The 14,488-nt window shown below is 71.6% G+C and carries 10 protein-coding genes and 1 pseudogene; 5 read left to right on the top strand and 6 right to left on the bottom strand.

Annotated features, from left to right (window positions below; all coding sequences use genetic code 11):
• Window positions 1–100: 100 nt before the first annotated feature.
• The 3 genes from RCR19_RS04175 to RCR19_RS04165 all read left to right on the top strand — a co-directional run bounded on the left by RCR19_RS04175 (window position 101) and on the right by RCR19_RS04165 (window position 3,910).
• Entirely contained in the window at window positions 101–1,033 is a 933-nt protein-coding gene (locus RCR19_RS04175) for a glutaminase (protein WP_331263819.1), read from the top strand.
• A gap of 136 nt (window positions 1,034–1,169) precedes the next feature.
• The gene (gene mptB / locus RCR19_RS04170; protein WP_331263818.1) at window positions 1,170–2,558 is read left to right on the top strand and encodes a polyprenol phosphomannose-dependent alpha 1,6 mannosyltransferase MptB; all 1,389 of its coding nucleotides are present in this window, start codon (window positions 1,170–1,172) and stop codon (window positions 2,556–2,558) included.
• On the top strand, window positions 2,555–3,910 hold the full coding sequence (locus tag RCR19_RS04165) for a glycosyltransferase 87 family protein (protein ID WP_331263817.1): 1,356 nt from the start codon (window positions 2,555–2,557) through the stop codon (window positions 3,908–3,910). The genes mptB and RCR19_RS04165 overlap by 4 nt, the downstream gene beginning before the upstream one ends.
• Window positions 3,911–3,945: 35 nt before the next feature.
• Here the strand turns inward: RCR19_RS04165 and RCR19_RS04160 are convergent.
• A pseudogene (locus RCR19_RS04160) lies at window positions 3,946–4,812 on the bottom strand (serine hydrolase); the annotation flags it as partial.
• 108 nt (window positions 4,813–4,920) lie between these two features.
• Window positions 4,921–6,060 carry a transcription termination factor Rho gene (gene rho / locus RCR19_RS04155; protein WP_331263816.1) on the bottom strand — a complete coding sequence of 380 codons (1,140 nt, stop codon included), beginning with the start codon at window positions 6,058–6,060 and terminating at the stop codon, window positions 4,921–4,923.
• A gap of 466 nt (window positions 6,061–6,526) precedes the next feature.
• Between rho and RCR19_RS04150 the strand changes: the two genes are divergently transcribed.
• Window positions 6,527–7,735 carry a cytochrome P450 gene (locus tag RCR19_RS04150; RefSeq protein ID WP_331269342.1) on the top strand — a complete coding sequence of 403 codons (1,209 nt, stop codon included), beginning with the start codon at window positions 6,527–6,529 and terminating at the stop codon, window positions 7,733–7,735.
• 111 nt (window positions 7,736–7,846) lie between these two features.
• On the opposite strand, the gene RCR19_RS04145 is transcribed toward RCR19_RS04150, so the two are convergent.
• Window positions 7,847–8,992: a glycoside hydrolase family 19 protein gene (locus RCR19_RS04145; RefSeq protein WP_331263815.1), complete on the bottom strand. Its 1,146-nt coding sequence runs from the start codon at window positions 8,990–8,992 to the stop codon at window positions 7,847–7,849.
• A gap of 366 nt (window positions 8,993–9,358) precedes the next feature.
• A complete protein-coding gene (locus RCR19_RS04140; RefSeq protein ID WP_331263814.1) occupies window positions 9,359–10,942 on the bottom strand; it encodes an alpha-amylase family glycosyl hydrolase in 1,584 nt (527 codons plus the stop codon).
• Window positions 10,943–11,112: 170 nt separating this feature from the next.
• Here RCR19_RS04140 and RCR19_RS04135 point away from each other — a divergent pair, with 170 nt between their 5' ends.
• A complete protein-coding gene (locus RCR19_RS04135; protein WP_331263813.1) occupies window positions 11,113–11,856 on the top strand; it encodes a class I SAM-dependent methyltransferase in 744 nt (247 codons plus the stop codon).
• 147 nt (window positions 11,857–12,003) lie between these two features.
• Here the strand turns inward: RCR19_RS04135 and RCR19_RS04130 are convergent, their stop codons facing one another.
• Both RCR19_RS04130 and RCR19_RS04125 read right to left on the bottom strand, forming a co-directional pair.
• Complete coding sequence (locus RCR19_RS04130) at window positions 12,004–13,176, bottom strand: serine hydrolase domain-containing protein (protein WP_331263812.1); 1,173 nt, start codon at window positions 13,174–13,176, stop codon at window positions 12,004–12,006.
• A gap of 199 nt (window positions 13,177–13,375) precedes the next feature.
• Window positions 13,376–14,446, bottom strand: coding sequence for an ABC transporter permease (locus tag RCR19_RS04125; RefSeq protein WP_331263811.1), 1,071 nt, complete (start codon window positions 14,444–14,446; stop codon window positions 13,376–13,378).
• Window positions 14,447–14,488: the final 42 nt, after the last annotated feature.

The following is a 14,488-nucleotide window of genomic DNA, read 5'->3' as shown; positions in this document are numbered from 1 at the left end:
TCGTGCATCGGACATGGGGCGTGGAGCCGACGACCGGCTTCACGCCCAGCCCCTGAGCCGGGGCGGATCGGGCGAGCGATCCGCCCCGTGAGGCGGCACGATGGAGTCCATGCCGTCGTTGCAGGCCTTCCAGCACGTACTGGAACGCATCGCCGAGGAGATCGAGAGGACGCCCGGGCGCGGGCGCGCCGCGGACTACATCCCCGCACTCGCCGCCCTCGACCCGCGCCGCTTCGGCATGGCGGTGTGCGAGCCGGACGGAACCGTGTACGGCGTGGGGGAGTGGCGGCAACCGTTCTCCGCCCAGTCCGTCACCAAGGTCTTCACGCTCGCCCTCGACCTGGCGGGTGAGGGTGACGCACTGTGGGAGCACGTGGGCCGGGAGCCCTCGGGCAACCCCTTCAACTCGCTCGTCCAACTGGAGTACGAGAACGGCATCCCGCGCAATCCCTTCATCAACGCGGGCGCCCTCGTCGTCACCGACCGGCTGCACACCCGAACGGGCCACGCGGCGGAGAGGCTGCTCGAGTTCCTCAGAGCGGAGAGCGGAAACCCGGCGCTCGCCTTCGACCTGGACGTGGCGGCCTCCGAGACCGTGCACGGCGACCGCAATGCCGCCCTGGCCCATCTCATGGCGTCCTACGGCAACATCGACAACCCCGTGCCGGTCCTTCTCGAGGAGTACTTCCGGCAGTGCTCCATCGAGGCGTCCTGCGCGGACCTCGCCCTGGCCACCGGGTTCCTGGCCCGGCACGGACTGCGTGCCGACGGCACCCGGCTTCTGACGCGCAGCCAGGCCAAGCAGGTGAACGCGGTGATGCTGACCTGCGGCACATACGACGCGGCGGGCGACTTCGCCTACCGGGTCGGCCTCCCCGGCAAGAGCGGCGTCGGCGGCGGCATCGTCGCGGTCGTCCCCGGCCGGTGCACCCTGTGCGTGTGGAGCCCGGGGCTCGACGAACGCGGCAACTCGGTGGCGGGCGTTGCGGCACTCGACCGCTTCACGACCCTCACCGGGTTGTCCGTCTTCTGAGTCCGAGGCTCCGACCGGGCTCTGCGAAGCCCAGGTGAACTGCCGATCACACGGAGGTCATGTGGAGGCCGCCGCGGCGAGGGGCGGACGTCGCTTTCTCGCCACCCGTCGTTGACACGCTTTCCGAGTGTTGGCCATGGCTTTCCCTGTCGATCTCCGCCGCTGCCAGGCGCTCGGTCTGGCCGGTACCGCCTTTCTCGCGTTGGGCGGTGAGACCGCCGGAGCACTGCCGGTCGCGGATCTGGTCTCCCCCGAGTCCGGGCGCGCCGCCCTCGGACTCGTGGGTGTTTACTTCGGGGTCGTCCTGCTGATCGCCGCCTGGGCGCTGCTCGGCAGGGTGATCCGCGGTCCCGAGCCGCCCACGCCGCGCGCACTGCTGCTCGTCCTCGCCGTCTGGGCGGCACCGCTGCTGCTCGCACCGCCGCTGTTCAGCCGCGACGTGTACAGCTACCTCGCGCAGGGCGCCATGGTCGATGCGCACATCGACGTGTACGCGCACGGGCCTGCACAGCTCGGTGGCCCGCTGGCGGACGAGGTGGCGCCGGTGTGGCGGGACACCGCTGCCCCCTACGGGCCCGTCTTCCTCGGTGTCGCCTCGGCGCTCTCCGGGCTGACCCGCGGTGAACTGCCCGCCGGTCTGATCGGCATGCGGCTGGTCGCCCTCGTCGGCGTGGCCCTGATGGCCGCGGCGCTGCCGCGCCTCGCCCGGCAGTGCGGTGCCGATCCGGCCGCTGCGCTCTGGCTCGGCGCGCTCAACCCGCTGGTGCTGCTGCACCTGGTCGCCGGCGCCCACAACGACGCCATGATGCTGGGGCTGCTGGGCGTGGGCCTGCTGGCCGCCCGCGGCCGCCTGCATCTCCTCGGAGTCGTCCTCGTGACGCTCGCCGCGCTGGTCAAGGCACCGGCCGCGCTCGGCCTGCTGGCCGTCATCGCTCTGCGCCGCCATGTGGGCCTCGCCAGAGCGGTGGCGACGACGACGGTCGCGGCGGTCCTCACCACGGTGGGGGTCACCCTGCTCGCCGGCACGGGATACGGCTGGGTCGCGGCGCTCAAGACACCCATCTCGCCGCACAACTGGTCGCCCACGAGCGTTCTGGGCCGGATCACCGGTCGTCTGCTGGACGGTTTCGGCAGCGGCTTCGCGCCCCTCGCGATCCCCGTGTGGCACGCGGCCGGACTTCTTGCCACCATGCTTGCAGTGCTGTTCATATGGCTCAAACTCCGTCCCGGACCGATCTACGCGCTCGGTCTGAGCCTCGCCGTCGTGGCCGTACTCGGCCCGGCGATCCGGCCCTGGTACGCCCTGTGGGGACTGTTCCTCATCGCCGCGGCGGCGCCCAGCGCCTCCGTACGCCACCGGGTGGCCGCCGCCACCGCCGTCCTCGCCCTCGCCGTGCTGCCGAGCGGCGGACCGCCCGACGTACCCCAGGTGGTCCTCGCCGTCTCCGGCGGCGTACTCGCCGTGGTCGTGCTGTGGCAGGCGCACCAGGCTGCCCAGACCCCGGTGTTGGGACGGACCGCGTGAGAGCGCCGCACACCGAGCGCGGACGGCTCGTACTGGTCCTGTGTCTCGCCGCCGCCGTGACCCTCTTCACCGCGACGGTGCCACTGCTGCGCGGCTGGTTCGACCTGCGCGTCTACTACGGGACGGTGGACGCCTGGATGCACCACGGCGGCCACATCTACGACTACCGGGTGCCCGGGACGACGTACGGCTTCACCTATCCGCCGTTCGCCGCCCTGAGCATGCTGCCGATGGCGTTCGTCGGCCTGAGCACGGCCATCGTCTGCGCGCTGCTGCTCAACCTCGCCGCCGTCTCCTTCGTGCTGTGGATCCTGATCGGTCCGGAACTGCGCCGCTACGGCTGGTTCGGCTGGGCCCTGGCCGCGTGCGCGCTGGCGCTGCTCGAACCCGTACGGGACACCTTCAGCTTCGGGCAGGTCAACCTGCTGCTGCTGGCCCTCGTGCTCACCGACGCCTGGCTGCTGTCCAGTGGGCGCGGGCGATTCGCCGGCATCGGCATCGGGCTCGCGGCGGCCGTGAAGCTCACGCCCGCGGTCTTCATCGGCCTGCTGCTGATCGCCCGCAGATGGCGGGCCGCCGCCGTCGCGACGGCCGTCGCCGTGGCCGCCACCCTGTTCGCGGCCTGGGCCGCGCCGGGCGCCTCCCGCTTCTACTGGGCGCACGCCCTGTGGGACACGAACCGCGTAGGGCGCCTCGACTACGTCTCCAACCAGTCGCTGCAGGGCGTCCTCGCCCGGCTCGCGGCACCGGACGATCCGAGCCACGCCGCCTGGGCCCTGGCCGTCCTCGCCGTCCTCGCGGTGTGGGTGTGGCGCACGCACCGGGCGCTGCGGTCGGGGGACTGGCGGGCCGCCTTCGCGCTCACCGGGCTCACGGCCTGCCTGATCAGCCCGATCACCTGGGTGCACCATCTCGTCTGGCTGCTGCCGTCGTTCGCCGTTCTGGTGCACGCGCGCCGGCTGCGGCTCGCGGCCGTCCTCTACGCCGTGCTGTGCAGCAGCGTGGTGTGGCTGTGGTTCGACGACGCGTCGGGGATCGACGGCTTCCTCGGCAGCAACACCTATGTGTGGATCACCCTCGGTCTGCTGCTGTGGCTGCCGGTCGGTCAGCCGCGGGCCGACCGTCTGCCTCTGAGCCAGAGCGCCAGCGCGACCACCGCTCCCACCGCCAACCCGGCCGTTCCCGCGAGCACGGCCCTCGCCGGCCAGTCGGGGGCCGCCGCCGCCGCGGTCGGCACCGCGGTCGCCCCGGACCGTGACACGGCCGGCCGCTCGGGCAGGAGCGAGCCGACCGGTGTGACGCGTCCGGCGGCGGTGAAGCCCCAGTCGAGCAGCGAACGGGCCTCTTCGTAGACGTCGTGGCCGCGGTGCCGCTGAGGGTTCATCACCGTCACGATGAGGGTGCGCCCGCCGTGGCGCGCGGCGGCCACGAGCGTATTGCCCGCGTTGGTGGTGTAGCCGTTCTTGATGCCGATCAGACCGGGGTAGGCGGCCACCCCGTCGCGGCCGGTCAGCAGCCTGTTGGTGTTCGCGATCTCGAACGAGGCCGCGCCGTCGGCGGGGAACCGCGATTCGACGGTGCCGCAGTAGTGCCGGAAGTCCGCGTTCTGGAGCCCGGCCCGCCCGAACACCGCGAGGTCGTAGGCCGACGACACCTGTCCATCGGCGTCGTACCCGTCGGGTGAGACCACGTGCGTGTCCAGGGCGCCCAGCTCGTCTGCCTTGGCCTGCATCTGACGGACCGTCGAAGGCACACCGCCGTTGATCGCGGCCAGGACGTGCACGGCGTCGTTGCCGGAGTTCAGGAAGACGCCCCGCCACAGATCGCTCACCTGGTAGGTATGGCCCTCCTGGACGCCGACGAGGCTGCTGCCCTCCCCGATGCCCTGCAGTTCCCGGTTGGTGACGGTGTGCCGGGTGTCGGCGGGCAGCACCGGCAGGACCGTCAGGGCGAACAGCGTCTTGAGCGTGCTCGCGGGCGGCAGTGCGCGGTGCGCGTCGTGCGCGGCGAGCACCTCGCCCGTCGTGGCGTCGCCGACCACCCAGGACAGCGCCGACACATCCGGCAGCGCGGGGGCCCCTGAGCGCGGCTGCACCTGCGTCCCGGACGCGTACAGGAGCGAGGCGGCCGGGCGGGGGGCGCCGGGGCCGCTCCCCGTGTCGGAGGCCGCCGGGTGCGCCGGCAGGGCCAGCGCCCAGATCACGCCGAGAAGGCACCAGGAGGAGGCCGTGCGGGGCGAGCATCGGATGGTCATACCGGACATAGTAGGAATGGTGACGGTTCGTACGCACCGAAGAGATGGGCCGAGTGGGGGGATCGTGCACCCGGATGTCGCACATCCGGGGGATCGGAGCTGAACCGCTCAGCCGACGGGCAGCGTGGGCTGGACGAGCCGCAGGAAGGCCGCGTTGTCGGGAGTGGCCCGCATCCGCTCCAGCAGGGTCTCCAGGTTCGCCTGCCCCTCACGGGACTGCAGAGCGCGGCGCAGACCTCGCACTGCTGTCAACTCGCGTGCCGGAAGAAGGAGTTCTTCGCGCCGGGTGCCCGAGGAGGTGATGTCCACGGCCGGATAGACCCGGCGGGAGGCGAGGGCGTCGTCCAGGCGGAGCTCCATGTTGCCCGTGCTCTTGAGCTCCTCGAAGAAGTAGGCGTCCGCGCGGGACCCGGTCTCCACCAGCGCGGTGGCCAGGATGGTGAGCGAACCGCCTTCCTCGGCCAGGCGTGCGGCGCCGAACAGCCGCTTGGGGCCGTGCAGGGCCGCGGCGTCCACGCCTCCGCTCAGGGTGCGGCCGCCGGCGGCGGCCACGTTGTTGTGCGCCCGGCACAGCCGGGTCAGCGAGTCGAGCAGGATGACGACGTCCTCACCCTGTTCGACGAGTCGCTTGGCGCGTTCGACGACCAGTTCGGCGAGCGCGATGTGCTGCTTCGGCGTCCGGTCGAACGTCGAGGCGTAGACCTCTCCGTCCACGGAGCGCCGCATGTCGGTCACTTCTTCCGGCCGCTCGTCGAGCAGCACCACCATCAGGTGACACTCGGGGTGGTTGCCTGCGAGGGCCGCGGCGATCTGCTGGAGCAGCACGGTCTTGCCCGTCTTGGGCGGCGCCACGATGAGCCCGCGCTGTCCCTTTCCGACGGGGGAGACGAGGTCGAGCACGCGTCCGGACAGGCCGGCCGCCGGGTGTTCGAGCCGCAGCCGCCGGCTCGGGTGCAGCGGGGTGAGGTCGCGGAAGTGCGGGCGGTGCCGCAGCTCCTGCGGAGAGCGGCCGTTGACGCTCTCGACCTCGGTGAGGGAGCGTCCGCCGGGGGTGCCGACGACGGTGTCGCCCCTGCGCAGCCCGTATCGGCGGACGAGAGCAGGGCCGACCTGGAGGTCGGCGGGCGAGGACAGGCAGCCGGCGGCGCGCAGATGCCCCTTGCCGTGCTGGTCGATGTCGAGCACGCCGGTGACGGTCCGGGTCGGGACCTGCTGCTGTGCGGGGGGTTGTTCCAGAGTGACGGTCATGAGTGGTCCTTTCGAGGACGGACTGCACGGGACAAGAGGGGGAAGGGCCGGGGGGCGGCATGATCACGCCTCGTCGCGGCGGAAACCGGTACCTCGGGCACGGCGACACACGCCGCTCACGAGGTGATCCGGGAAAGCCGATGCGTCGGTCGCAGAAGGACGGACGAGTCAGCGAACTGAGGAGGAAAGAGCACCGGCGCCCAAGAAGAGGCGTCCACGGGTGCTGATCGCACTGTAGCACTCAGCGGCCGATCGGGATACGCCACGGCTCTCGGACTGTCCAACGCGTCGACGGCCTCGTTCATTCCGGACTCCGGCGCGAACGGGCCACGACCCCCGCGCAGTGGTGCGCACGGGAGCTGCGCGTGATGCCGGGAGCAGGCAGAATCGACCGTCGTACGGCGTCGGTCCCGACCCTTTCGACGAGGAGTTGCCGGTGGACACCCCTTCCGCCGCACCACACCGCATGGCCCCTTCGGGCGGCTGTCCCCACGCCGACAACGCGCGGCTGCTCGCCCGGGGTGCCGTCGTACCGGTGGTGCTGCCGGGGGAGATCGAGGGGATGGCCGTGGTGGGGCACGAGGCGCTCAAGGAGTTCCTCGCGCACCCCGACGTCGCGAAGAACGCGCGGCACTTCACCGCACTGCGCGAGGGGCGGATCAGCGAGGGCTGGCCATTGCTGACCTTCGCCACCGTGCAGGGCATGACCACCGCGGACGGTGACGACCACCGGCGGCTGCGCTCGCTCGTGAGCCGGGCGTTCACGGCGCGGCGCGTCGAGGAGTTGCGGCCCCGCATCGAGGAGCTGACCGTCTCGCTGCTCGACGACCTCGCCCGCGCGGCCGCGTCGGACGGCGGGGTGGCCGATCTGCGGCACCACTTCGCGCTGCCTCTGCCACTGGGCGTCATCTGCGAGCTGCTCGGTGTCGAGGACCGTCATCGGGACCGGCTGCACCGGCTGTCCGGACATGTCGTCGCCACCGACATCGGTCCGCAGCAGGTGATCGCCGCGAACCGTGAACTCGTCGCCGTCCTCGGCGAGATCGCGCAGGCCAGGGCCGAGCACCCGGGAGACGACCTCACCAGTGCGCTCATCGCCGCCCGCGACGAGGAGGGCGACCGGCTCAGCCAGCAGGAGCTGATCGGCACACTGGTACTGATGATCATCGCCGGGCACGAGACCACGCTGAATCTGATCACCAACGCCGTACGGGCGCTGTGCGACCACCGCGACCAGCTCGAACTCGTCCGGTCGGGTCATGCGACCTGGGGGGACGTCGTCGAGGAGACCCTGCGCTGGGACGCTCCCGTCAGCTACTTCCCCTTCCGTTATCCCGTGCGGGATCTGACCTTGGGCGGCACGGTCGTCCCCAAGGGCACGCCCGTGCTGGCCGGATACTCCGCCGCCGGGCGCGACCGGGCCGTCCACGGCTCCGACGCCGACCGGTTCGACGTCACCCGGCCGCGCCGCGGCGGGGCCGTGCGGAGCCTCTCGCTCGGACACGGCGCCCACTACTGCCTGGGCGCGCCGCTTGCCCGCCTGGAGGCCGGGATCGCACTGGAGGGCCTGTTCACCCGCTTCCCGGACCTCGAACTCGCGCTGCCCGAGGGCGAGCCGCCCCGGCACGCGAGTTTTGTCGGCAACAGCGTGCTCACCCTGCCCGTGCGCCTGTGATTCCGCGCTCGTGGCGGCGGTGCGGGCGGCCGATGCCCCTGGACGGGTCTCCCGGGCCGGCAGGGGGCGGGGAGAAGGGCCGGGGTACGGGACCCCGGCCCTCCGGCGTGCTCAGCAGTACAGGTTGGAGCCGGGGCTGACGCCGAGGATGGAAGTGAAGCGCTGGTAGGCGTCCACGCGGCTCTGGACCTGCGCGGGGTTGCGTCCGTCGCACTCCAGGGAGCCGTTGATGCTGCGGATCGTCTGGCCGAAACCGGCCTGGTTGACCATCGCGTTGTGCGGGGTCATCGTGCCGGGGCCGGACTGCGTGTTCCAGTACCACAGGCCCGTGCGCCAGGCCACCGCGGAGTCGTTCTGCACCAGCCACGGGTTGTTGAGGAGATCGATGCCGAGCGCGTCCCCCGCGGCCTTGTAGTTGAAGTTCCAGCTGAGCTGTATGGGACCGCGTCCGTAGTACGCAGCCTGACCGGCGGGGCAGCCGTAGGGCTGGCTCCAGTCGCAGTAGGTGGGGTAGTTGGCCGTGTTCTGCTCGACCACGTAGACCAGGCCGCCGGTCTCGTGGTTGACGTTGGCGAGGAAGGCCGCGGCCTCCTGCTTCTTCACGGTGTCGCTGCCGGTCTTCGCGAACCCGGGGTAGGAGCTGAGGGCCTGGACGAGACCGTTGTAGGTGTAGAAGGAGTTCCGGTTCGGGAACATCTGGTTGAACTGGGCCTCGGTGACCACGAATCCGGACGGGTTCTGGTTGCCGCCGCCGCCCGCGGGGGCGTTCCACTTCTGGTTGGCCGCGCCGGTGCAGCTCCAGATCTGCAGGCGGGTGCCGTTGGCGGAGTTGTTGTCCCGCACGTCCAGGCACTTGTTGGCGGCCGGGTTGACGATGTCGTGGGCCGCGGTGACCACCCACTGCTGGTTGGCGCTGCCGGCGCAGTCCCACAGCTGGACCGCCGCGCCGTCGGCGGTGCTGCGGTCGACGACGTCGAGACACTTGCCGAGCGCCCGCAGAGTGCCGTCACCCGGGTTGGACCAGAGCTGCGCTCCGGTGCCGTTGCAGTCGTAGAGCTGTACGGCGGTGCCGTTGGCACTGCTCGCTCCGGCCACGTCGACGCACTTGCCGGCGAGTCCGGTGATCCGGCCGTCGGCGGCGTGAGCGGGCAGCACGGTCGAGAGTGCCATGAGGACGGCGGCGAGAACGGCGCCGACCGTGAGTCGGCCCAGGAAGGCGCGTCTGGGGAAGAAGCGTCTGAGGCGGGGGGTGGCCATCACGGAGTTCACTCCTTGTCGGTTCTGGACGTTCCGGGTGACGACGACGCGTGCGGCGCCGGGGGTGTCCCGCTCCTGCGCGGGGCGCCCGCCGTGGCCGTGCTCGGTCGACGGTCGATGCGACTGAACTTCGGTCGTGTGCAAGTGACTTGACGGCCCGGAACCTAAAGGTCTGAACCAATCGCGTCAAGAGGTGAAGCGTCGCAACGTTGTCGTCCCGGCCAACTTCCCAGAAGTCGAAGGCCGCTCGGGGGGACGTGGAAGGCGGGTGGAACCCGCCACGCCGCAGCCGTGGCTGATGGGGCATCAGGAGACGCGTGGTGCAGCGGCCGGGTGCCGGACAGGGGTCGCGGGCACCCGACCGCTCTATGCGTCCAGTTCGAAAATGCCGTAGCCGAACCCACGGGCGGTGACAGTCCCGCCGGAGATCTCCACACCGGAGGACTCCAGGGCGCGGGCGGCGCCGAGGAAGGGATGAGCGGACTCGTCCCGGCGGGGGTTGACGACCACCAGAAAGCGGCCGCCCCGTACGTACACGAAGGGGTATCCCGTGTGCAGCACCTCCAGCGAGCCCTGCGGGCCGAGTTCGGGCGTGGTCGAGCGCAGGGCGATCAGCCGGCGTACGAGGTGCAGCAGCGAGGTCTCGTCGGTGCGCTGTGCCGCGACCGTGGGGCGATCGGGGGAAGGGTCGAGGGGAAGGTAGAGCCGGTGCCCGGGGGAGGTGGAGAAACCGGCGTTCGGACCGTCGTCCCACTGCATCGGGGTGCGGGAACCGGCGCGGTTGTAGCGCGGACCGAGGACGCTGCCCTCCTTGTCGGGCAGTCCGGGGACGTAGCGCATGCCGATCTCGTCGCCGTAGTAGATCGCCGGCAGCGTCGGCCACGTCAGCTGGAACGCGAAGGCCGCGGGCAGCTGTTCGGGCGTACGGGGGCCGCAGTTCAGCCGGGAGAAGTCGTGGTTGGCGGTCGGCAGGGAGATGAAGCCGGAGCCCCGCACGGCCGTCGCCGCCTTGTCGTACGCCTCCACGAACGGGCGTGGGGAGCCTTTGCCCTCGGGGTCGAAGAAGCAGTCCATCGGGTCCCAGGCCGCGTCCAGCGTGCCCTCGCCGTTGTTCCACAGCGAGCGCAGGGGCAGGCCGTTGGTGGGGCCGCCGAAGTGCAGGAAGAAGTCCGTGTGGAAGCCCGCCGGGACCGACACCTCCGGGTCGCCCCACTCCGACAGCAGCACCGTCTCCGGATGGGCCCGGTCCAGCCACTGCCGGAGTTCGGTCCAGACCCCGGCCGTCTCCGAGCGGTCCTGGTCGTCCTTGACGAGTGAGGCGGCCATGTCGACACGGAACCCGGCGAGGCCGAGCCCGAGCCAGTGGTCCATGATCTCGCGGAGCGCCGCGCGGTTGGCGCGCGGGCCCTCGGCGTCCACGGGCTGCCGCCAGGGTTCGGCCGGATCCTCCCGCGCGTAGCCGAAGTTGAGCGCGGGCTGGACGTCGAAGAAGTTCGGCAGGTACGAGCCGGGACGGGTTCCGGGTGAGGGGACGAAGCCGTCGGGACGGCCCTCGGGGGCCCAGATGTAGCGGTGGTCCTCCGGGTCGTCGGCGGAAGCCCGGAACCAGGGATGCCGATCGGAGGTGTGCCCGGCCACCAGGTCGAGCAGGATGCGGATACCGCGGCGGCGCGCCTCGTCGACGAGCGCGGCCAGGTCTTCGGCGGAGCCGTAGCGCGGCGCGACGGTGAGGTAGTCGGCGACGTCGTACCCCGCGTCGCGGAAGGGCGAGACGAAGCAGGGGTTGAGCCACACGGTGTTGACGCCCAGCCACTCGAGGTGGTCGAGACGCTCGGCGATCCCGTTGAAATCGCCGATGCCGTCGCCGTCGGAGTCGGCGAACGACTGCGGATAGATCTGGTAGAAGACGGCGTCGGCCAGCCAGGCGGGGGCGGGACGGAACGAAGTCATGGGCGGGACCCTACGGCAGTGGGCGCGGATCCGGAGGGGCGCGTCCCCCTTGATCGGGGACGATCCGGCGTGCGCGGCCGGGAAGCGGCCGCCCCGGTCCCGGCTCCTCACGGGGAAGGGATCCGGGGAAGGGAACCCGTGCGTCCCCCGCAGCCCCTAAGCTGACCATGATGTTCTCCCCGCACGGTCCCACCCTCCGCGAGCTGGCCGTTCAGGCGCTGTCCTCGGTCGAGCGCGGCTACGACCTGCTCGCGCCCAAGTTCGACCGAACCCCGTTCCGCACGCCCGACTCCGTGCTCGGCGCGGTCGAGGGGGAGCTGGAGGCCCTGGGGCCCTTCGAGCACGGGCTCGACCTCTGCTGCGGTACGGGCGCCGGCGTGGATGTGCTGCGCAGGATCTGCCGCGGGAGCGTGACGGGCGTCGACTTCAGTGCGGGGATGCTGGCCGTCGGGCGGGAGCAGGTGCGCTCCGACGGACCGCCCGGCGTCGCCTGGGTGCGTGCGGACGCCCGCGCCCTGCCCTTCGGTCCCGCCTTCGACCTGGTCGTGAGCTTCGGTGCGTTCGGCCACTTCCTGCCGGAGGAACTGCCCGGCCTGTTCGCCGAGGTCCACTCCGTGCTGCGGCCTGGCGGACGGTTCGTCTTCCCCGTCGGGGCCCCGCCGCGTCCGGACTCGGCCTGGTACTGGGCGTCGCTCGGCTTCGACGCGGTGATGCGCGTGCGCAATGCAGTCCGTCGCCCGCCCTTCGTCATGTACTACCGGACCTTCCGCTTCGGTGACGTACGGCGTGAGCTGTCCCGCGCCGGTTTCGTGGTCGAGCACCGGGCGCTGCCCGCCTTCGGACGCCGGCCCGACGGCAGCCCGCGCTGCCGGCTGATCGTGGCCACACGGGGGAGCGGCACACCGCGGGCCTGACCCGATGGTCGGGTGGTGCGGGGCCATGTCCGCGCCTCCTGGTGACAAGACGTAGCCGTGCGCGATCGGTGCGCGACCAGATCTGGCATTGGTGTAAACCACCAGGGAAGTGCGGGCCGGGAGTCGGCCGGATCCCGTCCGCACCGGCTACGCCCGGAGCGAGCGGTACAGGGCGTCCAGGAGCGCCATCTTCCTCGGGTCGTCGGCGATGTGCGGGCCCATCCGGTTCATGACGTAGCCGAGGGACACGCCCGCCTCGGGGTCGGCGAGACCGCAGGACCCGCCGAAGCCGTCATGTCCGAAAGCCCTCGGGTTCGGTCCGTAGGAACCCTCCCTACCACTCAGCCACACCCCCAGCGCGATCTCCGTGTCCCTGCCGAGCCCGGCGCCCAGCACCAGGTCCCGGCAGCTGCCCTGTCCCTCGCGCACCTGTTCGGCGGCTGCGGGCGACAGCACCTGCCGTCCGTCCCATGACCCCCGCCCGGCGAAGATCCCGTACAGCGCGGCGACCGCCCGCGCCGTGCCGTGGCCGTTGAGGGCGGGCAGTTCCGCGGCCCGCCACCCGGGGCTGTTGGCCTCGGCGGCACCGACCAGCGGATTGGCCAGGGCCGCCACCGCCACGGGCGTCAACTGGGAGAAGGCCGCGGCCTGTTCACTGCTGTCCGCGACCGGCGGCTGGACCAGCTCCGCCGCCCTGCCGGACTCCTTCTCGGGCAGTCCGATGGTGAAGTCGATGCCGAGCGGTCCGGTTACCTCGCGCTCCAGGAACGCACCCGGCAGCAGCCCCGAGACCCGCCGTACCACCTCGCCCACCAGGAACCCGTAGGTCAGCGCGTGGTACCCGCTTCTCGTGCCCGGTTCCCACCAGGGCTCGGTCGCCGCGAGCCGGGCGACGGTCAGTTCCCAGTCGTACAACTCGTCCGCCGAGTGCGGCTCCCTGATCCCCGCGAGGCCGGCTCGGTGGGACAGCAGATGGCGCACCAGCACGGACTCCTTGCCCGCGGCCGCGAACTCGGGCCAGTACTCGGCCACCGGAGCGTCCAGGTCCAGCAGACCGCGGTCGGCCAGGATGTGCAGACACAGGGCGGCCGGACCCTTGGTCGTGGACCAGACGTCGACCACCGTGTCGCGCTCCCAGGGCCGGGTGCGGCTCGCGTCCGCCCAGCCGCCCCACAGGTCCACCACCGTCTCGCCGTTCAGCGTCACGGCGACGGCCGCACCGAGCTCCTGCCGCCCGCGGAAGTTCTCCTCGAACGCCTCGCGGACCGCCGCGAAACGTGGATCGCACCGTCCGTCGATCTCTGGCTCGTACTGGGACATGGGCCCTCCGGTCCGTCGCGGGCCCGCCCGGCCGGACGGGCGGGGCGTGTTGAACATACCGACTGGTCGGACTGAGCGGAAGCCGTCGGACGGGCCCGGGGCGGGAGGCCGTGGCGCGGCCGACGCCGGTCGTTCCCGTCCCGGCGCGCGTCCCGCCGACGGCGTCCGGACGGTCGTGGCCGGAGTGGTTCCGGCACCGTCACTCCGAACGCTCCACCGCGCTCCGGTACCCGGGATGACGGTGCTTGAAGAGCCAGAAGACGGTCGAGGCGACAAGTGCCCAGCCGGCGAGGACCAGGAAGGGGAAGGCGTGAAGCCGGCCGGTGAAGTAGACCTCGGTGTGGATGGCGCTGATGGCGGCACCCGTGGGCAGCCAACGGCCCACGGCGCCCAGGAGCGGGGGCAGGAGCGGCCAGGAGACCGCACCGCCGGACGAGGGGTTGCCGATCAGGACCATCAGGCCCCAGGTGGGGATGATCGCCCACCGCCCGATCAGGACGGCGAACATCAGGAAGACCATGCCCGCGGCGAACATCGTCAGCGCCAGTGTCAACCAGGCCGACACGAAGGGCAGATCGACGGCGTGGAGCAGCCAGTCCACGACCGCGGCGATCGTGAACGCCCCGAGCAGGGAGTAGGCGACGGTGAACACGATGCGCTGGCCCGGGGTCAGTTCCTTCGCGTGCACATTCATCTGGATCGCGCCCACGAAGCCGAGCACCACCGCCGCCAGCGCGATGTAGAAGATGGCCAGACCGCGCGGATCACCTCTCTGGTTCGGTTTGATGTCCCGCACCGTGACGTCCGTGCCCACTTTCTGCCCGACGACGGGGGCCGCCTGCTCCAGGACCTGCGCCACCGACGCCCCCGACGCGGACGAGACGTCCATCGTCACCGTCCGCTCCTGGCGCACGTCGAAGATCGCGAACACCGTCTGCTCCTCGACCGCGTTCCTGGCCTGCGCGTAGTCGGGGTAACCGTGGACGTCGAGCGAGGCGTTCAGCGCCTTCTCCATGCCCGCGAGGAAGGCCGCTCCGTGCGCCGTGCCGTGCGGGGCGACGACCGCGACCGGCACCCGGTGCGGCACGGGATCGGAGAAGGCATAGGTGTACGACCACGCGAAGAGACCCGCCACCACCGCGATGATGAACACGAGGACCGTCGCGGGCAGGAACGGGGAGCGCCTGGCCGCCTGCCAGCGCTCGGCCCGTGTCGGAGGCCGCCGGTGGGCTCCGTGGCCACCGGTGTCGTGCGCCTCGGACTCGGGCATGGCAAAGACGCTAGGGCAGCCGGGTGCGCTCTGCATCCGGAG

It is taken from the genome of Streptomyces sp. WAC07094 (genome assembly GCF_036320405.1).
Taxonomy (GTDB): domain Bacteria; phylum Actinomycetota; class Actinomycetes; order Streptomycetales; family Streptomycetaceae; genus Streptomyces; species Streptomyces lannensis.
Note: the sequence above shows the minus strand (reverse complement) of the source record. Positions and strands in the feature narration are given on the sequence as shown.